Genomic DNA, 21,560 nt, shown 5'->3' with positions numbered 1-21,560 from the left:
GAGTCCATGACGTCCGCGATCCCCCCGAACACCCCCCACCCGCAGGTGCGTGCAGGCGCCCTCGCCCGGCGCCCCAAGCTGTGGCTCGTACCGACCGTCCTGAGCGCACTGGTCGCCGTGGGCCTCTCCCTGCTCTACATGGGCGGCATCCTCAATCCGACGGACAACCTGCACAGGCTCCCCGTCGCGCTGGTCGACGAGGACCGGGGCGACCCGCTGCCCGGTCAGCGCGAGAACCTGGGGAAGCAGATCACCGACTCGATCGTCACCGCCGGTTCGTCCGGGACGAGGGTCGACTGGCGGCGGCTCGATCGCGCGGGGGCGCAGGACGCGCTGGCGTCCGGCGAGGTCTTCGGCGCCCTGGTCGTCCCGGCGGACTTCACCGCGTCCGTCGCGGCCCTCTCCACGAACCGGGCGACCGCCCGGCCGACGCTCACCGTGCTCACCAATCCCGGCGTCGGCAGCCTGGGCTCGTCGCTGACCGCCCAGATCAACCAGAACGCGGCCCGTCAGGCCTCCCTGACCATCGGCAAGCAGCTCGCGGCCGCCGCCACCGCCCCGACGACCCGGCTGCTCCTGACCGACCCGGTGGCCGTCACCACCCAGGTCGGCCATCCGATCGGCCGGCACAGCGGGCTGGGCCTGACCGCCTTCTACTACACCCTGCTGCTCGTCCTCGGCGGTTTCATCGGGGGCAACCTGGTCAACAGCAGCGTCGACACCGCCCTCGGCTACGCGGACAGCGAGATCGGCCCCTGGCACTCCCGCCATCCGGCGGTGCCCATCAGCCGCACCCAGACACTCGTCCTGAAGATGGTCATGACGGCGGGCATCTCGGTCCTCACCACCACGCTCGTCATGGTGGCCACGATCTCCGTCCTCGGCATGGACGCCTCACACCTGCCGATGCTGTGGATCTTCTCGTTCTGCGCGACGGTCGCCGTCGGTCTCGGCGTCCAGGCCATCAACGCGGCGTTCGGCGGGATCGGCCAGCTCGTGTCGATGTTCGTCTTCATCGCGCTCGCCCTCCCCTCCTCCGGAGCCACCGTCCCCCTGGAGGCCACTCCCGGCTTCTACCGTTTCCTCGGCGTCTTCGAGCCGATGCACCAGCTCAGCGCGGGTGTGCGGTCCATCCTGTACTTCGATGCCCGCGCGGACGCGGGCCTGGCCCGCGGCTGGATCATGATCGCGGTGGGAACGGCCGCCGCTCTGGCGTTCGGTTTCGCCATGACCCACTACTACGACCGCAGGGGACTGCGCCGCCTCACACCCCAGCCCGCCTGAGCGGTACGGAAGGGGAGGCCGCGCGCCCGGCGGCCCGGCTACCGCCAGTCGTCCCAGGGCGGCGGCTCCTCCATCCCGTCCATGTCGTAGGGCGGCTCCTCGTCGTACGGCGCGCCGGCCTCCGGAGCGGCGGGTACCGAGCTCCGGCCGGCGACCTCCGCGGAGGACGCGGCGGCCGGCGCGGGATCATGCGGGGCGGCGGCGCCGGCTCCGGACTCCGCCAGGGCGCCGAGGACACCCTCGGCGTACTTGGTGAGCTTGGCCTCGCCGACACCGCCGATGGTGCCGAGCTCCTCCACCGTGCCGGGAAGCCGCGTCGCGATCTCCCGCAGCGTGGCGTCGTGGAAGACGACGTACGCGGGCACGCCCTGTTCGCGGGCCGTCGCGGCCCGCCAGGCACGGAGGGCCTCGAAGACCGGCACGGCGGCCGCGGGCAGGTCGACCGGCACCCGGGCGCCCTTCCCCGAGCGCGCCCCGGACTCCTTGCGGGACGGAGCGGCCTGCGCCTTCTCCTTCCGCATGGTGACGGTGCGGCGCCCGCCGAGGACCTCACCGCTCTCCTCCGTGAGCACGAGCGTCCCGTAGTCGCCCTCCACCGTGAGGAGCCCCAGAGCCAGGAGCTGACGGACGACCCCGCGCCACTCCGCGGTGCTCACGTCCGCCCCGACGCCGAACACCGAAAGGGCGTCGTGATCGAACTGGATGACCTTGGCGGTCTTCTTGCCCTGCAGGATGTCGATGATCTGGCCCGCGCCGAACTTCTGGCGCCGCTCCTTGGCGAGACGCCACACGGTCGACAGCAGCTTCTGTGCCGCGACCGTGCCGTCCCAGGACTCGGCCGGGGTCAGGCAGGTGTCGCAGTTGCCGCACGGCTCGCCGGACTGGCCGAAGTACGCGAGGAGGCGCACCCGTCGGCAGTCGACCGTCTCGCAGAGCGCGAGCATGGCGTCCAGGTGCATGCCGAGGGCGCGCCGGTGCTGTTCGTCGCCCTCGGAGCCGTCGATGAGCTTGCGCTGCTGGACGACGTCCTGGAGGCCGTACGCCAGCCAGGCCGTGGCCGGTTCGCCGTCGCGGCCGGCGCGGCCGGTCTCCTGGTAGTAGCCCTCGACCGACTTCGGCAGGTCGAGGTGGGCCACGAAGCGTACGTCCGGCTTGTCGATGCCCATGCCGAAGGCGATCGTCGCCACCACGACGACCCCGTCCTCCCGGAGGAAGCGGGCCTGGTTCGCGGCGCGCGTACGGGCGTCCATGCCGGCGTGGTACGGCACGGCGTCGATGCCGTGCTCCACGAGGAGGGCCGCGGTCTTCTCCACCGAGGCCCGCGAGAGGCAGTAGACGACGCCGGCGTCGCCCTCGTGCTCGGTCCGGATCAGTTCGAGCAGCTGCTTGTGCGGGCTGTTCTTCGGGACGATGCGGTACTGGATGTTCGGCCGGTCGAAGCCGGCCACGAAGTGCCGGGCGTCCTCGAGGCCGAGCCGGGCCGCGATCTCCTTGTGCGTGGCCTCGGTGGCCGTCGCGGTGAGCGCGATGCGCGGCACCTTGGGCCAGCGCTCGTGCAGCATGGACAGCGCGAGGTAGTCGGGCCGGAAGTCGTGACCCCACTGGGCGACGCAGTGCGCCTCGTCGATCGCGAAGAGGGACACCGTGCCGCGGTCGAGGAGCCGCTGGGTGCCCTCGGTGCGGAGGCGCTCGGGGGCCAGGTAGAGCAGGTCGAGCTCGTCGGCGAGGAAGGCCTGCTCGACGGCCTGGCGCTCGTACGGATCCTGCGTAGAGTTGAGGAATCCGGCCCGAACCCCGAGGGCCTTGAGCGCGTCCACCTGGTCCTGCATCAGGGCGATGAGCGGCGAGATCACGACGCCCGTGCCCTCTCTGACGAGGGCGGGGATCTGGTAGCACAGCGACTTGCCGCCACCGGTCGGCATCAGCACGAGGGCGTCTCCGCCCCCGACGACCTGCTCGATGATCTCCTGCTGCTCCCCTCGGAAGGAGCTGTAGCCGAAGACGCGATGGAGGACACCCGCGGACTCGGAGATCACGGCGGAATCGTCGGAAAGGACCATTCACCCACCCTATCGGCCGCCACGGACACCCCGGCCGCGTCCGATGGAACCTGTGGAAAACCTCTCGGGGGTTCCGGTCCGGGGTGCGAGCGGGCGGCCGCGCGGGGAGCGCTCCCCGCGCGGCCGCCGGGAGAGGTCGGGGACGGGCCGGAGGGAACGCGCGGGGCGTCCCCGGCGTCCTTCCTCACACGGACCCGGCCGATATGGCGGCCCGGGCCACAGGGAACAGGACAGACCATGAGTGACAAGGCCCGCGTTCTCTTCGACGCGCTCGATCTCGACCACGACGGCACCCTGACGCGTACCGAGGTGATCAACGCCCTGAGGGCCAAGGGTCCGACGCTCGCCGCGCAGGGAGTGATCCCCTTCTGGGGTGTGGGGAGCGCCGACGACGCCTCGGCCCTCTTCGACGCCGCCGACCAGAACGGCGACCGCGTCCTGTCCTTCGAGGAGTTCGGCGCCCTGGTCGACCGCCGCTTCGACTGGTGACGCCGGGGAACCGGGCGCGGGACGACGGGCCAGTGTCCCGACGGACACGGAGGCTCACCCTGCGGTCGCGTTCCACGGGGAAACTTGCACTGCTAGTTTGAGGGGCGGGCCGTGCACCCACGCCCGCGCGCCCGTGTGATGACCGACCCCCATCTGGAGCCGTGACCATGCGTCCCGTGTACTTCGCCGCCGCCCGGCGCACCCCGATCGGCCGCCTCCGCGGCGCTCTCTCCGGCGTACGGCCCGACGACCTCGCCGCCACCGCCGTCCGCGCCGCCCTGGACACCGTCCCCTCGCTCGACCCGGCCCGGGTCGACGACGTCTATTGGGGCGCCGCCAACCAGTCCGGCGAGGACAACCGCAACGTGGCCAGGATGGCCGTGCTGCTCGCGGGACTGCCGGACTCCGTGCCCGGCGCCACGCTCAACCGGCTGTGCGCCTCCGGGCTCGAAGCGGTCACCACCGCCGCCCGCGCCATCGCCGCCGGCGAGGCCGACGTCGTCCTCGCCGGCGGCTCGGAGTCGATGAGCCGCGCCCCGTTCGTCCTGCCCCGCGCCGAGACAGCCCTCCCCCACCACCAGGAGATCTTCGACACCAAGCTCGGCTGGCGGATGACCAACCCGCGGATGAAGGAGCTCCACGGGGTGCTCTCGATGGGAGAGACGGCCGAGGAGGTCGCCGCCCGGTACGGCGTCAGCCGCGAGGACCAGGACGCCTTCGCCCTCCGCAGCCACCGGCTCGCCGCCGCCGCCCGCAAGGACGGCCTCTTCGACGCCGAGACCGTCCCCGTCACCCTTCCCGACGGCACGGTCGTCGCCCACGACGAGTCGATCCGGGCCGACACCACGGCGGAGAAGCTGGCCGCCCTCAAGCCCGTGTTCCGGCCCGACGGCACCGTGACCGCCGGCAACGCCTCGCCGATGAACGACGGCGCGGCCGCGCTGCTCCTGGTCAGCGAGGAGGTCCTGCACGAGCTCGGCCTTGAGCCGCTCGGCCGTTACGTGGCCGGTGGCAGCGCCGGCGTCGACCCGGACGTCATGGGCATCGGCCCGGTCCCGGCCGTACGCCGGGTGCTCGCCAGGACCGGCCGGGCGCTCACGGATGTCGACACCGCCGAGTTCAACGAGGCCTTCGCCGCCCAGGCCCTCGCCTGCGTCCGCGAACTGGGCATCGATCCCGAGCGGGTCAACCCTCAGGGTGGCGCGATCGCCCTCGGCCACCCCCTGGGCGGTTCCGGCGCCCGCATCCTCACCACCCTGCTCCACCGCATGCGCCGCACCGGAGACCGGCGCGGCCTCGCCACCATGTGCGTCGGCGTCGGCCAGGGCACCGCCGTCCTCGTCGACCGGGACTGACCCCCGAGCCCGCTGCCGTCCGCCCGAGCCGTCACTCCGAGGCGAACCAGCCCGACCGGGCGGTGCCGGTCGGGCTCGTGGTCGCGGCGCGCGGAAACCGGGCTCCAGGGTCCGGGCTAGTCGGCCTGCCGTTCCTGGTCCGGAGGGAGACCCACGTCCTCGCGGTCCTCCTCAAGGCGCTCGTCGAGCTCCTCCTCGTCCGGGCGGCGGGGCATCCCGCGGCCGTGGCCGGTGTCGGGGTCGCCCTCGACCTCTTCGCTCGACTTGTGGTGGTGGGCCATCGGTCACTCCTTGCCTTCGGGGATGGCGGTCGCCGTGGGGGCCTTGTCGGCCACCGGGACCGTCCCGGTTCCGGCGCCGCCGCTCGCGCGGATGGTGCAGTGGAGGGAGTCGTCGATCACGTCGGCGACGATCGTGTCGCCCGGCTCGGCCTCGCCGCCGAGGAGCAGGGAGGCGATCCGGTTGTCGAGCTCCGTCTGGATGGTGCGGCGCAGCGGTCGGGCGCCGAACTCAGGCTGGTAGCCGTGGGCCACGAGCAGCTTCTTCGCGGCCTCGGTGACCTCCAGGGTCAGGCCCTGGGCGTGGACGCGGTGCTTGCTGCGGTCCAGGAGGTGGTCGACGATCTCCGACAGGTCCTTCTCCGTGAGGCTGTGGAAGACGATGATGTCGTCGATGCGGTTGAGGAACTCGGGCAGGAACCGGCCCCGCAGGTCCTCCATCAGCTCGTCCTTCAGATCGGCCGCGTCGCCCTCGTGGGCGAGGATGCGGTGGGCGCCGATGTTGGACGTCATGATGATCACGCAGTGGCGGAAGTCGACCGTGCGCCCCTGTCCGTCCGTGAGACGCCCGTCGTCGAGGATCTGCAGCAGCGTGTTGAAGACGTCGGGGTGCGCCTTCTCCACCTCGTCGAAGAGGACGACGCTGTACGGATTGCGGCGGACCTTCTCGGTGAGCTGGCCGGCCTCCTCGTATCCGACGTATCCGGGAGGGGCGCCGACGAGCCGGGCGACGGTGTGCTTCTCCTGGAACTCGCTCATGTCGAACCGGATCATCCGGTCCTCCTCGCCGAACAGCAGCTCGGCGAGGGTCTTGGCGAGTTCCGTCTTGCCGACGCCGGTGGGGCCGAGGAAGAGGAACGACCCGACGGGCCGGCCGGGGTCGCCCATGCCGGCCCGGTTGCGGCGCACGGCCTGGGAGACGGCGGTGACCGCCTCGTCCTGGCCGACGATCCGGGCGTGCATCTCCTCCTCCAGCTTGAGGAGCCTGTCCTTCTCGCTGGCGGTGAGCTGGGAGACCGGGATGCCGGTACGGCGCGAGACGATGTCGGCGATGTCGGCGGCCGTCACGGAGACGACGCCCTCCCGGCGTTCCTCGATGCCGGCGAGCTCGCCCTCGACCTCGGCGATCTCCTCCTTCAGCCCCTTGGCCTTCTCGAACTCCTCGGCGGCGACGGCCTGGTCCTTCTCCCGGCGCAGCTTGGCGAGCCGTTCCTCCCGGCTGACGACCTCGGTGGAGCGCCCGGAGCTGCGCAGCCGTACGCGGGCACCCGCCTGGTCCATCAGGTCGATGGCCTTGTCGGGCAGGAAGCGGTCGCTGATGTACCGGTCGGAGAGTTCGGCGGCGGCCGCGAGCGCCCCGTCGGCGAAACGGACCTGGTGGTGGGCCTCGTAGGCGTCGCGCAGCCCTTCGAGGATCTGCACGGTCTCCTCGACCGTCGGCTCGGGGATGAGGACGGGCTGGAAGCGGCGTTCGAGGGCGGCGTCCTTCTCGACGTGCTTGCGGTACTCGTCGATCGTCGTCGCACCGACGACATGGAGCTCGCCGCGCGCGAGGGCGGGCTTGAGCATGTTGCCGGCGTCCATCGCGCCCTCGCCGCTCGCGCCCGCGCCGACGACGGTGTGGAGCTCGTCGATGAAGAGGATGATCTCGCCCCCGGCCTGCTGGACGTCCTCGATGACCTTCTTCAGGCGTTCCTCGAACTGGCCCCGGTACTGGGCGCCGGCGACCATCCCGGACATGTCCAGGGAGACGACCCGCTTGTCCTTGAGGGTGTCGGGCACCTCTCCGGCCACGATCCGCTGGGCGAGGCCCTCGACAATGGCGGTCTTGCCGACGCCGGGTTCGCCGATGAGGACGGGGTTGTTCTTCGAGCGACGCGACAGGATCTCGACGGTCTGCTCGATCTCCTCGGCCCGGCCGACGACGGGGTCGAGCCTGCCGGCCCTCGCCTCCTCCGTCAGGTCCCGGCCGAACTCGTCCAGGGTCGTGGCGGGCTGCTTCGGTGCCGCGGGGCCGCTCTCACCGAAGGCGGCCCGGTCGGCGGTGCCGCGCAGCTTGGAGACGTCGAGGTCGTCGGCGCGCAGGAAGCGCGAGGCGCCGGAGTCGGCGTCGCCGAGGAGGGCGCCGAGGATGTGCTCGGGGCCGATGTACGAGACGCCGGCCGCCTGGGACCTGGCATGGGCGAGGGCGAGGGTGCGCTTCGCCGCCGGGGTGAGGCCGGGCTCGGAGGACGGCTCCTGGGCCTCGCGGGGCAGGACCTTGGCGATCCGTGCGGCGAGGGTGCCGGGGTCCACCCCGCCCTGGGCGAGCAGCCTGCGGGTGGGCTCGACCTGGGTGGCCGCCCACAGGAGGTGTTCGGTGTCGAGGTCGCTCGTCCCGTCCTCGGCCGCCTTGGCCGCGGCCGCGTTGAGCAGTTCGTGGGAGGACTCGGTGAGGAGGCGTCCGATGGGCACGCGTTGCACGGCGGGGGGCGAGGACGCCGGCGACATACCGAAGAAACGATTCAGCATGTCGCTGAACGGATCCGACGAACCGAAGGGAGAACCGAAGGCCATCGACATACCGGCTCCTGATGAGCGAGTGGGGGGTCCCGTCCACTCAAACCCGAGCCCGGCCCCTCCGCAAACGGTGCGGCCGGGCGCGCGTGGCACGCGCCACGTGCCGGGCGCCGGGCTCTCCGCCGACCGCCCTCCTGGAGAGAGCGGCCCGGCCGGTCAGGTGCCGGTCTTGCGAACCTCGAACCCGTACCACTTCTCCGGGCTGGTGAAGAAGTAGAGCACCGGCTTCTCGCCGCTCTCGGCCACCCGAAGTTCCTCGACCTCGGAGTCGTCGGAGAACGACCCGCCGGTGTCGACGTACAGGAGGATGTTCTCCACGCTGTCGCCTTCGCGGTGAGGGCCGAGCTCCCAGGTCCCGCTCCCGGACAGTTTGCCCTCACCCGGCGGCGGGTCGATGAAGCTGAAGTGCAGGGCGCTGCGCGGGATGCCGGACATCTCGAACCCTCCGTCCACGCGCAACTCCACCCGTGCGCCGCCGTCCCCGATCCATGTACCGGCGACCTGCGAGCGATCGATGCTCTCGGGCTGCTCGGACAGCGCGGCGAAGCACCCTCCCATGGTGAGCAGGAATACCGAGGTCACACCGACCACTGCCTTGCGCCGAAAACTCCAGGACTTCACGCTGCGCCCCGCCTTACTGGTAGATCCCCGCCCCGCGGTACGAAAGTGGTTGGTTCCCCACGGCTTGACCCACAGGCGGGGCACACAGCCGGCCCCGTTGGTTCACGCTCGCTTCCGACCCGCTCGTTCACCCTAGCCAGGAGCGTGATCGGCCGGACACCCGGTAGTGGGCACACCGCGTTGGACCACCGGGTCATGAGTACGCGTACTCATGACCACCATGCTCACCTCTGGTGAGACTGCTGTCTCCATGTCCAGTCGACCGAGGAGCAGACGTGATGCGTGCGAGGAAGACCATCCGCCACCGCTCCCCGACCAGGATCCACGGATATGGGTCGTGGGCGTCGTCCGGCCGACCGCCGGCGCCGCCCGCTCGATCGTCGGGCCCCCCGGAGTGCGGGTGGAGCCGGGGCTGTGACGGGCCTCACACCCTCTTCTCGGCGGCGGTGTAGACCGTCGCGGCCCTCCCGGGCGTATGCCTGGTGAAGCGAGAGACCCGGGAGTTGCCGTTGACCGTCGAAGAGTTCGAAGCGTTCTACGTCCAGGCGGTCGGGCGGCTCACCGGGCAGCTCTACGTCATGCTCGGCGATCTGCAGGAGGCTGAAGACGTTGTCCAGGAAGCGTTCGTCAAGGGCTGGAACCGGCGACGGCAGCTCGACCGCGACGGCGGACCGGAGGCGTGGATCCGGAAGGTCGCCTGGCGTCTGGCCGTGAGCCAGTGGCGCTTCCGGAGACGTACGGCCGACGCGTGGACGCGGCGGGCCGCGGTCCCGCCCCAGGTGGCGGGACCGGGCCCGGAGCACGTCGTCCTTGTCGAGGCGCTGCGTACCCTGCCGCCCCAGCAGCGGCGCACCGTCGCCCTGCACTATCTGTGCGACCTCACCGTCGAGCAGATCGCGGGCGAGACCGGGCTGTCCGCCAGCACGGTCAAGACTCATCTCGGCCGCGGGCGTGCCGCCCTGGCCGACCGGCTGCGGGACAACGTGCAGGAGGCTCCCGATGCGTGACGACATCGACGACCCGTCCCTGAGGGCCCTGTTCCGGGCCGCCGCCGATCACGGCCGGCGGCAGGCCACGCCGCCGCCGGTCGAGCGGGTCGTCGAGCGGGGCAGGCGGTCCCGGCGGCGCCACGTGGCCCTCGCCGTGGTCACGGCGAGCGCCGTCGCCGCTCTCGGCGTGGCGACGGCCGCGACGCTGGTGCCCGAACGACCCGGCCCCGTCATGCCCGCGACCAGCCCCTCCACACCGCAGCCCGGTCCCAGCTCCACCCTTCCCGGGCCGGAGCCGCGGGAGACGGCGCAGACCACCACGTCGCCGCCGCCCAGCCAGGACCCCACGAGCCCGCACAGCTGACCCACCGCTCCCCCCCTTCACGGGACGGCCCGCGCCACAGGGCCCGCCCGCCCTTCGACGTACCCACGGAGAGACGATCACCCATGCCTGTCACGGCACCCCCCTCCCCCAGGCATGCCCCCGTACGGGCGGGCGGCGTCGCGTCCGAGGCACCGGAGGACGTACGGCGGGCGGATCGCCCATGCCCGCGGGACACGCTGCTCGGACGGGCGTGGGCACGGCTGCGGCCTGTCGACCGCGAGGTCCTCGGGCTGTACCTGCTGACCCGGGCGGCCCTGTGGACGACCGCCTACTGCACCCGCTGGCTGTTCCCCGGACACGGCGACGCCCGTGAGCCCGAACCGGTGCTCGCGTCCTTCGAGCACTGGGACTGGGGGCACTTCCTCCACATAGCGAGGGACGGCTACTTCCCCGGCGAAGACGGATCCGGAACGGCGACCGGTGCCGGTGCGGGGGACAACAGGGAGGCGTTCTTCCCCGGCTTCCCCCTGCTCCTGCGGGCGGTGCACACGGTGGTCCCCGACTGGACCGTCGCCGGGCTGCTCATCTCCTTCGTGGCCGGCGCCGTCGCCGTCCTCGCACTGGCCAGGATCGCCGAACTGCACCTGCCGGGCTCGCGGGCGGGCGGCCGCGCCGCCCTGTTCCTCCTGCTGTCGCCCTGCGCGGTCTTCCTCGCCGCCGGCTACAGCGAGGCCCTGTTCCTCGCCTTCGCCCTGCCCGCCTGGCTCGCCGCCCAGCGGCACCGCTGGCCCCTGGCCGCGCTCCTCGCGGCCTGCGCCACCACCGTCCGCATCAGCGGCCTCTTCCTCGCCGCCGCCCTCGCCGTCCACTTCCTCACGACGGTACGCACGAGGCGGCACCGGGCCGCGCTGCTCGTCCTGCCCGTACTGCCCGCGCTCCTCTACTTCGGGTACCTGTACGAGCGGACCGGTGACCTGATGGCGTGGAAGCACGCCCAGGAACGCGGCTGGTACCGCACCTTCCGCGCCCCCTGGGAGGCCTGGGCCCAGACCTGGCACGAGGCCTTCGCCCACACCCAGGCCACCGGCTACGCCGCCCTGTTCCAGGCGGACCTCGTCGCCATGCTGCTCGGCCTCCTGCTGCTCGCCGTGCTCGTCCGCCGGCGCCGCTGGGCGGAAGCCCTGTACATCGCGCTGACGCTGTGGGCGCTCGGCACCTCGTACTGGTACATGTCCGTCGCGCGCAGCACCCTCCTGTGGTGGCCCCTGTGGACCGGACTCGCCGTCTGGAGCCTGCGCCGCGGGACGGCCACCACCGTGTACCTCTGCCTGGTCGCGCCCCTGGGCACGGTCCTGGCCGTCACCTTCATGACAGGCCGCTGGGCCGGCTGACACCGCCTACACCAGGTCGGCCCCGGCGGGCGTTCCGTCGAGGAAGCCGCCCGACTGGTGCTGCCAGAGCTTCGCGTACGCGCCTTCCGCGGCGAGCAGTTCGTGGTGCGTGCCCCGCTCGACGATGCGCCCGCCGTCGAGGACGACGAGCTGGTCCATGGTGGCGACGGTGCTGAGCCGGTGGGCGACCACGAGCGCCGTCCGCCCGTCCATGAGACGCCAGAGTGCGTCCTGTACGAGGATCTCGCTCTCCGAGTCCAGGGCGCTGGTCGCCTCGTCGAGCAGCAGGATCGGCGCGTCGCGGAGAATGGCCCGCGCGAGGGCGACCCGCTGGCGCTGGCCGCCGGACAGCTTCACTCCGCGCTCACCGACCATCGTGTCGAAGCCGTCGGGCAGGGTGTCGACGAACTCCGTGACGTGCGCCGCCTCGGCGGCGCGGCGGATCTCGGCGTCGGTGGCGTCCGGCCGGGCGAACGCGATGTTCTCCCGCAGCGTGCGGTGGAACATCGCCGGGTCCTGCGGCACATAGGCGATCAGGCCGCGCAGTTCGGCCTGCCGCAGCCTGCTGATGTCCTGCCCGCCGATCGTGATCCGGCCGCCGTCGATGTCCGTCATCCGCAGCAGCAACCGGGTGAGCGTGGTCTTGCCGCCGCCGGAGCGGCCGACGAATCCGACCTTGGCGCCGCTGGGCACGGACAGGTCGAGGCCCTCGAAGAGCGGCTTCGCTCCCGCGTGGGCGAAGGTCACCTTCTCGAAGCGCACATCGGCGCCCTCGGAGAGGAGCGGTTCCGGTACCTCGGGGTCCCGTACGGTCGGCGGGGTCAGCAGCAGTTCGGTGAACTGCGCGGCCTCGGTCATCGAGCTTTCCAGGCGGCGGTAGATCTGGTTGAACTCGAACATGATCCGGGTGGCGTTGGAGTAGTAGGTGAAGGCGACGACGACGGCCTCGACGCCGTGTTCGCCCGCGCCGAGCGAGAGGGCGAGCACCAGACCAAGGACGTTGGTGAGCACGGACATCGGTGCGATCAGCGTGTCGATGCGCAGGTTGCCGTAGTCCCACGAGCGCAGCGTGAGGCGGCGCGATTCGGCGACGCGGGAGCGGTGTTCGGCGGCCTCGCGTTCCTCGGCGGCGAACGACCGGACGGTGTCCATGTTCATCAGGCTGTCGGCGACGTGGCCCGAGACCCGGGCGATCGCCTCCTCACGCCGGTCGACGAGTGCCTGACGGCGCCGGATCAGGGGCCGCACGCACAGCGTGGTGACCGCGATCATCGTCAGAAGCCCGACGACGAGCAGGGGTTCGTACGTCCACAGCACCACCGACGCGAACACGAGGGGCACGAACTTGCCCATGACGGAGAAGGTGAGCGTGTCGACGAACTCCTCGAACCGTGAGGCGAAGCTCAGGACCCGCTTGGTCAGCGAGCCGGCGAAGTTGTCGTGGAAGAAGGCGGCGTCCTTGGCGAACAGCGCGTCCATGCCGATCACGTACAGGTGCTCGATGCCGAGGGCGTCGAGTCGGTTCAGGCAGTGCAGTCCGACGCGCCACAGCGCCTCGGCGAGCAGCAGCACACCGGCGAAGGCGAGGACGTAGGGCAGCATCGGGCCGACGCCTCCGCCGGTGTTCCCCGCGATGCGGCCGACGAGCTTCGCGACGATCAGCGGCACGACGTAGAAGATCCCGATGTTGCCCAGTGCCGGGAGCAGCATCGCCGGTGCCGTCATCCGTCTGAGTCGGATCAGCTCCCGTCCGTAGTAGCGGAGCGCGAGGAGCACGGAGCCCCTGCCCGGCGAACGTCTGCGCGATTCAGGCTTTCCCATCCCAACCCTGTCTTGTCGTATCCAAATGGACAGGGTTGGCAGTGTTCCGTGCGGGCGCTCACGCCGTCCAAGGGTTATTACCGGCCACCGCGCCCGGCTAGCCGGCGCCGTGGGGGGTGGCCTGCGCGAGCAGTCCGTCGACGAGGACGCGGAGTCCCTGGGGGTAGATGTCCCGTGCGGCCAGCGCGGCCCAGCGGACACCGATGGCGGCCAGATGGGGCACCTGAGACGGGTCCAGGTCGTCACGGTGGGCGAAGGGACGGCCTTCGTCCGTCCGGCGGGCGGAGTGGGCGCGGACGAGGACCTCGCCGACGGTGAAGTACCAGATGCCGCGGAAGAGGTCGACGCTCTGTTCCGGTGTGCATCCGTGGTCGCCGGCGCCCGCCACGATGGCCTCGACCATCCACATCGCCGATTCGTCGAGGAGGCCGACGAATCCGTCGGCCGAGAGGACCTCCGCCGCCCACGGCCAGGCGGTGAGGGCGTCGCGCATCGCGGTGGCGGCGGCGACGATGCGCTCGCTCGGGTCGTCGGGCAGTCGGGGGCGTTCGACCTGCCCGATGTGGTGGTTGAGCAGGAGGAGCAGCAGGTCGTCCTTGCTCCGGATGTGGTGGTACAGGGTCGTCGCCCCGACGCCGATCTCGGCGGCGAGGCGGCGGATCGTCAGCTTCTCCCAGCCGTCCTGGTCGATGAGCCGACGGGCGGCCACGAGGATCTGCGCACGGGAGGTCAGGGGCGGCCGGCCGGTGCGGCCGTGCGGTGCGGGCGCTCGGGACATCGTCCCATCATGCCGCCCCGCCGCGCCCCGCCTCACCACGGGTGCGGGGCGGATTCCGTGTGCGCGGCTGCCTGCCCGTGCTACTTTCGGAACACGTTCGATAAGTCAGCGGGCCGCCGCCGGAAGGGAGTTCGGGATGCGCAGGACAGGAGAGCGACGAGAGCCATGACCACCACCGACCTCGCCGCGCCGAGGGAGCAGTCCACCCCACCACCCGATGACCGGGCCGACGCCGCGGCGGGACCGAGCACGAGCGGACTGCTGCGCCCCTACTGGCCGGGGCTCGCCGCCGTCGTGATCCTGCAGGTCATCGGCGCCCTCGCCGGACTGGCGCCGCTCCTGGCGGTCGGCGAACTGGGCCGCGCCCTCCTGTCACCCGGCCCGACCGATCACGATCGCGTCTGGATCGTCGTGACCGTGGGCGCCGCCGGCATGTTCGTCCGGCTGCTGTTCACCGCCGCGTCGTCGGGCATCGGGCACGTCCTCGACGGCCACGTGCAACTGGCGTTCCGCCGGCACCTGGCCGAGGGGCTCGGCCGCGTACCGATCGGCTGGTTCTCGCGGCGCCGGACCGGCGAACTGGCGAAGGTGGTGGGCGAGGACGTCAGTGCCGTGCACCCGTTCATCGCCCACACCCCCGGCGAGCTCGTCTCCGCGTTCGTGGTGCCCCTTGCGTCGCTGGTCTATCTGTTCACCATCGACTGGCGGCTGACACTGATCACCCTGATACCCGTGCTCCTGGCCGTGGCCCTCGTCCCCCTGATGATGACCCCGAACCGGCTGCGGGAGCAGGAGGAGTTCGACGCGGGCATGGGACGGATCGCGAGTTCGGTCGTCGAGTTCGTGGAGGGCATCGCGGTGGTCAAGGCGTTCGGCGGAGCCGACCGCGTCCACCGCAGGTTCCTCACCGCCGTGGACGGCTTCGTCGGCAGCTTCGTCCGGATGGTGCGCGGGCTGGCCGGGATCGCCGCCGGGATGCAGGTGGTGCTGTCGCCGCCGTTCGTGCTGCTCGTCGTGCTGGTCGGCGGTACGGCACTCCTCACCAGCGGTGGCATGGCCGCGGCCGATCTGCTGCCCTTCCTGCTCCTCGGCCTCGGCCTGACCGCTCCCGTGGCGGCCCTGGGCCACGGCTTCGACGACATGCAGAGCGCCCGGCGCGCGGTCGGCCGGATCCGGGAGGTGCTCGCGGTACGGCCGCTGCCGGAGCCCGCGCACCCGGCCACGGCCCAGGGGCACCGGGTGGAACTGCGTGACGTCCGCTTCGGCTACGAAACCGGCGACGAGGTGCTGCGAGGGATCGACCTGGTGCTCGAACCGGGAACGGTCACCGCGCTCGTCGGGCCGTCGGGGAGCGGCAAGTCCACGCTGGTGCGGCTGCTGCCCCGGTTCTTCGACCCGACCCACGGCTCGGTCACCCTCGGCGGCGTCGACCTGCGCGAACTCGGCAGCCGGGAGCTCTACCGGAAGGTCTCCTTCGTCTTCCAGGACGTCCGGCTGCTGCGCGCGTCGGTCGCGGACAACATCGCCCTCGCCGTACCCCACGCCGACTTCGACGCGGTGGTACGGGCGGCCCGGCTGGCCCACATCCACGAGCGGATCCTCGAACTCCCCCGTGGATACGAGTCGGTGATCGGTGAGGACGCCGGACTGTCGGGGGGCGAGGCGCAGCGGATCTCCCTGGCTCGCGCGCTGCTCGCCGACGCGCCCGTTCTCGTACTCGACGAGGCGACCTCCTTCGCCGACCCGCGGACCGAGCGGGCGGTGCGGCGCGCGCTCGCGACGCTGGAGGGCACCCGGACGATCCTGGTCATCGCCCACCGCCCGGAGACGATCGCCGAGGCCGACACCGTCGTGATGCTGGAGCGAGGCTCGGTCGTCGAGCGCGGCGCACCGGCCGAACTGCTCGCACGGAACGGGCGGTTCGCCGCCTTCTGGCAGGCCCAGCGGTCGGCGGTCGCCGACCGTACCAAGACCCACGAGGGCGTACCGCGAGGAGGCGAGCCCCGGTGATCCGTATGCTGCTGCGTGTGCTGGGGCAGGAGTACGCCCAGCCGGTGCGTCGCACCGTGGCCCTGATGACGACGACGGCACTCGTCGAGGGCCTGTCCTACGCCCTGCTGGTTCCCGTCCTGCGGGCACTGTTCGGGAGCACGCCCGAGGACGCCTGGCCGTGGCTGGGCGCGTTCGGGACCGTGGTCTCCGTTTACGCGGTACTGCGCTACGTCAGCGACCTGTCCGGCTTCCGGGCGGGGGCCACCCTGTTGCGCGGCACGTACCACCGGCTCGGCGACCATCTGGCCCGGCTGCCCATCGGCTGGTACGAGGGGGGCCGCGTCGGGGAGGTGTCCGTCCTGGCCGGCCGGGGAGTCCTCCAGGCGATGAGCGTGATCGCGCATCTGCTGGCCCCCTTCATCTCCGCCTCCGTGACCCCTCTGACGATCGTGGCCGTCATGCTGGCCTTCCACTGGCAGATCGGCCTCGCCGCGCTGGCCGCCGTTCCGGTCGTGGCGGCGATCCAGCTGCGGACGGGACGCGCGATGGCCGCAGCGGACAGGGAGCGCCACGCACGCGACCACGAGGCCACCGGGCGGGTCATCGAATACCTCCAGGCCCAGCCGGTACTGCGGGCCGGTGGCCGGACCGTCGAACGTTTCCGGATGCTCGACGACTCGTTGCGGGAGGTCCGGCGCGCCTCCCGTCGGACCGCGCTGTCGGCCCTGCCCGGCGTGGTGGGTCTCGCACTCGCGGTACAGACGGCGTTCACCGGGGTCCTGGCCCTCGGCGCGTACCTGGCGATCGGCGGGCACGTCGGTGCGGCGGAGGTCCTGGCGACCCTGGTGCTGGCCGCCCGCTGCGCGGACCCCCTGCTGTCGCTCTCGGACATCGGCGGCCAACTCCGCGCCGCCCGCCATGAGCTGGCGCGGCTCGACACCGTCCTGCGCACGGAGCCGCTGCCGGAGCCGGCCGTACCGATCCAGCCGGTGCGCCACGACCTGGAGTTCGAGTCCGTCGCCTTCCGGCACGGCGACCGCACGGTGATCGACGACCTGTCGCTGTCCGTGCCCCAGGGAGAGCGGCTCGCCGTCGTCGGACCGTCGGGTTCCGGCAAGAGCACCTTGCTGCAGCTCCTGGCGCGCTTCTACGACGTGGAGAAGGGCGCGGTGCGGGTGGGCGGGGTGGACGTGCGCGCGATCGACCCGGAGGTGCTGATGGCGCAGTTCGCCATCGTCTTCCAGGACGTCCATCTCTTCGACGGCACGATCGAGGAGAACGTGCGCCTCGGCCGCCCCGACGCCGACGAGGCCGAGGTGCGGGCGGCGGCGTCGGCGGCTCGCCTCGACGAGGTGATCGAGCGACTGCCCGGCGGCTGGTCGACGCACGTCGGCGAGGGGGGCTCGCAGCTGTCGGGGGGTGAACGCCAGCGTGTCTCGATCGCGCGAGCACTGCTGAAGAACGCTCCCGTCGTGCTCCTGGACGAGGTGACTTCCGCACTGGACCCGGTGAACGAGGCAGCCGTCCACGAGGGGATCGAGCGCCTGATGGCGGGCCGGACCGTCGTGATGGTCGCGCACAGGATGCGGACCGTCCGACGCGCCGATCGTGTCGTCTTCCTGGACGGCGGCCGGATCGCGGAGCAAGGAAGCCACGGCGCGCTGCTGCGCCACGGCGGCCGGTACGCCGACTTCTGGAAGCTCTCCCTGACACCGGCCGGGAGCGAGTGAGAGACCCGGGGCACGACCAAGGGGCCGTTTCAGACTGCTCTGAAACGGCCCCTTGACGACGACTCTTTCGAGTCGGGACGACAGGATTTGAACCTGCGACCCCTTGACCCCCAGTCAAGTGCGCTACCAAGCTGCGCCACGTCCCGGTGCCCGTCTGACCTGGGGTTTCCCCTGGCTGGACGCGCATGAGAACAATACCGCACTTTCGCTGGTGGTCACGAACCCTTTCCCGGCGTCCGGCGTGCGGGCGCGCACGGCGAACCGCTCACCCTCCGTGACGCCCGGAATCTCATGCTTTGTGGGTCGAAGGTGCCCATGTGGCGAACCGATCGCCCTCATGGACATATGCCCATACGTGGATTGCCGGTGACATGTGGCAGAAAGATGCCCACGCGGAACGCCCCTCGGAGCGGGCCGAGCAGGCCAAGTCCACACGAAACACAGCCGGATCCAATCGTCAACCGCTCGGGTTTCGGACAAATCTGGTGGCGATATTGATCCGTCCCGGAAAGATCAACACCATGAAGTGGTCGGCCTGTTCGGGACGGGACCACTGCCGATGCACCACCTGTTCGGAGAACCGATCAGGCGTTTCGCAGGGAGGGACTCGTATGGACAGCTACTTCAGCAGTCGACTGCATCATCAGCTCAGGGAGACGGTGCGCGCGTTCGCTGAGCGTGAGGTCCGGCCACGCATAGCCGAGATGGAGGAGTCCCGCACGGTCCACCACGAACTGTCCCGGCTCATCGCCGAGCAGGGCTGGCTGGGCGCGACAATCAGCCAGGAGTACGGCGGCATGGGCGCCGGCCATCTGGCCAAGACCATCATCATCGAGGAACTGTCCCGGGTCAGCGGTGCCATGGGCGCCATGGTCCAGGCCTCACAGCTGGGCACGGCCAAGATCGTGCACTTCGGCAGCGACGAGCAGCGCAAGACCTGGCTTCCGGCCGTCGCCGCCGGCGAGTGCCTGCCCACCATCGCCGTCACCGAGCCCGAGTCGGGCGGTCATGTCCTCGGCATGAGCGCCACCGCGGTGCGTGACGGCGACGACTACATCCTCAACGGCAGCAAGGTCTACGTCGGCAACAGCCACGTCGGTGACCTGCACGGCGTCGTGGTCAGGACCGGTCCCGGTTCGAAGGGCCTCACCGCGTTCCTCGTCGAATCCGATCGCCCCGGGTTCAGGACCGGTCCCCAGCAGCCCGCCATGGGACTCCACGGCTTCAGCTTCGGTGAGCTCATCTTCGAGAACTGCCGGGTTCCGGCCTCGAATCGACTCGGCGACGAGGGCGACGGCCTCGCCGTCGCGTACTCCTCCAGCGTGCTCTACGGCCGGGCCAATCTCACCGCCGTCTCACTCGGCATCCACCAGGCGATCCTGGAGGAGACCACCCGCTTCGCCTCCGAGCGCATCCGGTACGGCAAGCCGCTCCACGACCTGCCGACGGTCAAGCTGAAGCTGGGCCAGATGCAGTCCCGGCTGATGACCGCCCGGCTGGCCGCGTACCACGCCGTGCACCTGCTCGACCAGGGTCTCTCCTGCGACACCGAGTTGATGAACGCCAAGCTCGTCAATGTCGAGTCGGCCATCGACTCCGGCCGTAACGCCATGGAGATCCACGCCGCCGCCGGACTCTTCACCGACCGGGCCATCGAGCGCTACCTCCGCGACGCGCACCACATCTTCGCCCCGGCCGGGACCTCCGACATCCAGCTCCTGCGGCTCGCCGAGGTCGCCCTCGGCCAGGACAAGGGCAGCTGGTCGGAGCGTCTGTCCGAGCTGGTCCGCACACCGGAACCGGAGCCGGTGCACGCCTGACGCCCCGACATGCCCGCCCCCACGTGCCGGGAGCCCCGGTACGGCCGTCGGCCGTACCGGGGCTCCCGGGATGTGGGGGGCGGCGGTCAGAACATGCCGTCCTCACGCCGGTGGATCTGCTGCATCAGCTCGGCGGCCATCGTCTTGATCGTCTCGAGACCGGCGCGCCCCCACGGCCGGACGTCGGTGTCGACGACGCAGATGGTGCCCAGGGCGACCCCGGTGCGGTCGATCAGCGGCGCCCCCATGTAGGAGCGGATGCCGATCTCGTCCACGACCGGGTTCCCCGCGAAGCGCGGGTAGTCGCAGACGTCTTCGAGGACGAGCGCCTTGCGCCGCACCACGACGTGCGGGCAGTAGCCGTGGTCGCGGGCCATGAAGCGGCCGACACCGCCCGCTCCCGCCGCGGCCGCGCCCAGGTCGCTGCCCGAGTGGGTGCCCTCGGGGGTGTGCAGGCCGGCGAAGAACTGCCGGTTCTCGTCGATGAAGTTGACCATCGAGAACGGAGCGCCGGTCACGTCCGCGAGACGGTGGGCGAACTCGTCGAACGCCGGCTCCGGCCGCTCCCCGAGACCGAGTTCGCGCAGCCGCTGCACGCGGGCGGGCGCGTCCTTGTCGATGGGGGTCAGCAGGAGGTGACCGGTGGGGTCGTACGTCATGGCGTGGCTCCGTAGCTCGGCACGGTGGCCGGGATGGTGGTGAGCAGATGCTGGACGAGGGTCAGCAGGGTGCGGATGCCGGAGCTTGAGATCCGGGCGTCGCAGAGGACGACCGGCACCTCCGGCTTGAGGTCGAGCGCGGCCCGTACCTCGTCCGGTTCGTAACGGAAGGAGCCGTCGAACTCGTTGACCGCCACGACGAACTTGATGCCCCGCCGCTCGAAGAAGTCCACGGCGGAGAAGCACTCCTGGAGCCTGCGGGTGTCGGCGAGGACGACCGCCCCGAGCGCCCCCTCGGAGAGTTCGTCCCACATGAACCAGAAGCGTTCCTGGCCCGGGGTGCCGAAGAGGTAGAGCACATGGCGGTCGTCGAGCGTGATGCGGCCGAAGTCCATGGCGACGGTGGTCGTGGTCTTGGACTCCACGCCCTCCAGGCTGTCGGTGGCCGCGCTGACCGAGGTCAGGAGCTCTTCGGTGCTCAGTGGTTCGATCTCGCTGACCGCGCCCACGAGGGTCGTCTTGCCGACGCCGAACCCGCCCGCCACCAGGATCTTCAGCGCGGTGGGGAAGGGGTCGGCGGCGAAGCCGTCGTGGCGCTCAGAGCCGTTGTCGTAGGCCATCGAGCACTGCCTCCAGCAAGGAACGGTCGGTTGGGTTGGCGTGGAACCGGGGGGCGCGCGCGGTGAGCGCCCCGCAGTCCACGAGGTCGGAGAGCAGGACCTTGGTGACCACGGCGGGGAGCCGTAAGTGCGCCGCGATCTCGGCCACCGAGGTGGGCCCGTCGCACAGCCCGAGGGCCAGGCTGTGCTCGGGGCCCATGTGGGCCTGGGGTGACGATCCGGTCGCCATCACCATGGACAGCAGGTCAAGGGCGGTGGTCGGCTTGGTCCGTCCACCGCTGACGGTGTACGGGCGGATCAGCCGGCCGGCCGCGTCGTCGAGCCAGGGCCCCTCCTGAGGGGACGTGACGTTCACTGGCCGATGCCACCCACCACGCCGGCGGCCTGCCGGGCGGGGGTGACCAGGTACGGCCGGACGCTCTTGACGAGCATCGCCATCTCGTACCCGAGGACCGCGGCGTCCGCCTCCCGGCCGGCGAGGACCGCCAGGCAGGTGCCGGAGCCCGCGGTGGAGACGAACAGGAGGGTGGAGTCGAGCTCCACGACCACCTGCCGGACCTCACCGCCGTCACCGAAGCGGGCGCCCGCGCTGCGGCCCAGCGAGTAGAGCCCGGAGGCCAGGGCCGCCATGTGGTCGGCCGCGTCGGGGTCGAGGCCGTGGACGGATTTCACGAGGCCGTCGGAGGAGAGCAGAACCGCGTTGCGGGTGTACGGGACCCGCTGGACCAGTCCGCTCAGCAGCCAGTCGAGGTCCGAGGAATGGCCGGTCGGCACATTGCTCGCCATGGT

General features: G+C 71.3%; 19 protein-coding genes and 1 tRNA gene. 9 read left to right on the top strand and 11 right to left on the bottom strand.

All coding sequences use genetic code 11. The features are described from left to right. Positions 1-6: 6 nt before the first annotated feature. Positions 7-1,284, top strand: a complete 1,278-nt coding sequence (locus tag ACFVYX_RS04865) for a YhgE/Pip domain-containing protein (RefSeq protein ID WP_389679870.1) — start codon at positions 7-9, stop codon at positions 1,282-1,284. 38 nt (positions 1,285-1,322) lie between these two features. Here the strand turns inward: ACFVYX_RS04865 and recQ are convergent, their stop codons facing one another. Beyond that, positions 1,323-3,344, bottom strand: coding sequence for a DNA helicase RecQ (gene recQ, locus ACFVYX_RS04860; protein WP_389679869.1), 2,022 nt, complete (start codon positions 3,342-3,344; stop codon positions 1,323-1,325). A gap of 237 nt (positions 3,345-3,581) precedes the next feature. On the opposite strand from recQ, the gene ACFVYX_RS04855 reads away from it, so the two are divergent. Continuing rightward, positions 3,582-3,833, top strand: coding sequence for an EF-hand domain-containing protein (locus ACFVYX_RS04855; protein WP_389679868.1), 252 nt, complete (start codon positions 3,582-3,584; stop codon positions 3,831-3,833). A 167-nt stretch (positions 3,834-4,000) separates the two neighbouring features. Further along, positions 4,001-5,188 carry a thiolase family protein gene (locus ACFVYX_RS04850; protein WP_389679867.1) on the top strand — a complete coding sequence of 396 codons (1,188 nt, stop codon included), beginning with the start codon at positions 4,001-4,003 and terminating at the stop codon, positions 5,186-5,188. 116 nt (positions 5,189-5,304) lie between these two features. Here the strand turns inward: ACFVYX_RS04850 and ACFVYX_RS04845 are convergent, their stop codons facing one another. From ACFVYX_RS04845 to ACFVYX_RS04835, 3 genes are all read right to left on the bottom strand, one after another. Next, on the bottom strand, positions 5,305-5,469 hold the full coding sequence (locus ACFVYX_RS04845) for a hypothetical protein (protein WP_389679866.1): 165 nt from the start codon (positions 5,467-5,469) through the stop codon (positions 5,305-5,307). 3 nt (positions 5,470-5,472) lie between these two features. Beyond that, positions 5,473-8,028, bottom strand: coding sequence for an ATP-dependent Clp protease ATP-binding subunit (locus tag ACFVYX_RS04840; RefSeq protein WP_389679865.1), 2,556 nt, complete (start codon positions 8,026-8,028; stop codon positions 5,473-5,475). 153 nt (positions 8,029-8,181) lie between these two features. Next, positions 8,182-8,607 carry a hypothetical protein gene (locus ACFVYX_RS04835; protein ID WP_389679864.1) on the bottom strand — a complete coding sequence of 142 codons (426 nt, stop codon included), beginning with the start codon at positions 8,605-8,607 and terminating at the stop codon, positions 8,182-8,184. 548 nt (positions 8,608-9,155) lie between these two features. On the opposite strand from ACFVYX_RS04835, the gene ACFVYX_RS04830 reads away from it, so the two are divergent. From ACFVYX_RS04830 to ACFVYX_RS04820, 3 genes are all read left to right on the top strand, one after another. Then, the gene (locus ACFVYX_RS04830) at positions 9,156-9,653 is read left to right on the top strand and encodes a SigE family RNA polymerase sigma factor (protein ID WP_389679863.1); all 498 of its coding nucleotides are present in this window, start codon (positions 9,156-9,158) and stop codon (positions 9,651-9,653) included. Further along, on the top strand, positions 9,646-9,999 hold the full coding sequence (locus ACFVYX_RS04825) for a hypothetical protein (protein WP_389679862.1): 354 nt from the start codon (positions 9,646-9,648) through the stop codon (positions 9,997-9,999). Before ACFVYX_RS04830 ends, ACFVYX_RS04825 begins: the two co-directional genes overlap by 8 nt. Positions 10,000-10,082: 83 nt before the next feature. Next, entirely contained in the window at positions 10,083-11,351 is a 1,269-nt protein-coding gene (locus tag ACFVYX_RS04820) for a mannosyltransferase family protein (RefSeq protein WP_389679861.1), read from the top strand. 6 nt (positions 11,352-11,357) lie between these two features. On the opposite strand, the gene ACFVYX_RS04815 is transcribed toward ACFVYX_RS04820, so the two are convergent. Then, entirely contained in the window at positions 11,358-13,172 is a 1,815-nt protein-coding gene (locus ACFVYX_RS04815; protein WP_389679860.1) for an ABC transporter ATP-binding protein, read from the bottom strand. Positions 13,173-13,269: 97 nt separating this feature from the next. Further along, positions 13,270-13,950: a TetR/AcrR family transcriptional regulator gene (locus ACFVYX_RS04810; RefSeq protein WP_389679859.1), complete on the bottom strand. Its 681-nt coding sequence runs from the start codon at positions 13,948-13,950 to the stop codon at positions 13,270-13,272. Positions 13,951-14,115: 165 nt separating this feature from the next. Here ACFVYX_RS04810 and ACFVYX_RS04805 point away from each other — a divergent pair, with 165 nt between their 5' ends. Next, the gene (locus ACFVYX_RS04805) at positions 14,116-15,960 is read left to right on the top strand and encodes an ABC transporter ATP-binding protein (protein WP_389679858.1); all 1,845 of its coding nucleotides are present in this window, start codon (positions 14,116-14,118) and stop codon (positions 15,958-15,960) included. Further along, on the top strand, positions 15,957-17,672 hold the full coding sequence (locus ACFVYX_RS04800; RefSeq protein ID WP_389679857.1) for an ABC transporter ATP-binding protein: 1,716 nt from the start codon (positions 15,957-15,959) through the stop codon (positions 17,670-17,672). The genes ACFVYX_RS04805 and ACFVYX_RS04800 overlap by 4 nt, the downstream gene beginning before the upstream one ends. A 72-nt stretch (positions 17,673-17,744) precedes the next feature. Here the strand turns inward: ACFVYX_RS04800 and ACFVYX_RS04795 are convergent. Continuing rightward, a tRNA-Pro gene (locus ACFVYX_RS04795) sits at positions 17,745-17,818 on the bottom strand. A gap of 465 nt (positions 17,819-18,283) precedes the next feature. Between ACFVYX_RS04795 and ACFVYX_RS04790 the strand changes: the two genes are divergently transcribed. Beyond that, positions 18,284-19,492, top strand: a complete 1,209-nt coding sequence (locus ACFVYX_RS04790) for an acyl-CoA dehydrogenase family protein (RefSeq protein ID WP_389679856.1) — start codon at positions 18,284-18,286, stop codon at positions 19,490-19,492. An 86-nt stretch (positions 19,493-19,578) separates the two neighbouring features. Here ACFVYX_RS04790 and ACFVYX_RS04785 read toward each other — a convergent pair whose 3' ends face one another. The 4 genes from ACFVYX_RS04785 to ACFVYX_RS04770 are packed head-to-tail and all read right to left on the bottom strand — an operon-like array spanning position 19,579 to position 21,557. Beyond that, entirely contained in the window at positions 19,579-20,151 is a 573-nt protein-coding gene (locus ACFVYX_RS04785) for a GAF domain-containing protein (protein ID WP_389679855.1), read from the bottom strand. Continuing rightward, positions 20,148-20,771, bottom strand: a complete 624-nt coding sequence (locus tag ACFVYX_RS04780; protein WP_389679854.1) for an ATP/GTP-binding protein — start codon at positions 20,769-20,771, stop codon at positions 20,148-20,150. Before ACFVYX_RS04780 ends, ACFVYX_RS04785 begins: the two co-directional genes overlap by 4 nt. Beyond that, positions 20,749-21,126 (bottom strand): DUF742 domain-containing protein, encoded by a 378-nt coding sequence (locus ACFVYX_RS04775; RefSeq protein ID WP_389679853.1) that lies wholly within the window; start codon positions 21,124-21,126, stop codon positions 20,749-20,751. Before ACFVYX_RS04775 ends, ACFVYX_RS04780 begins: the two co-directional genes overlap by 23 nt. Then, positions 21,123-21,557, bottom strand: a complete 435-nt coding sequence (locus ACFVYX_RS04770) for a roadblock/LC7 domain-containing protein (RefSeq protein WP_351906169.1) — start codon at positions 21,555-21,557, stop codon at positions 21,123-21,125. Before ACFVYX_RS04770 ends, ACFVYX_RS04775 begins: the two co-directional genes overlap by 4 nt. Positions 21,558-21,560: the final 3 nt, after the last annotated feature.

It is taken from the genome of Streptomyces sp. NPDC058326, assembly GCF_042879855.1.
In the GTDB taxonomy this organism is placed as follows: domain Bacteria; phylum Actinomycetota; class Actinomycetes; order Streptomycetales; family Streptomycetaceae; genus Streptomyces.
The sequence above is the reverse complement of the archived record's forward strand: the minus strand, read 5'-3'. Positions and strand labels throughout refer to the sequence as shown.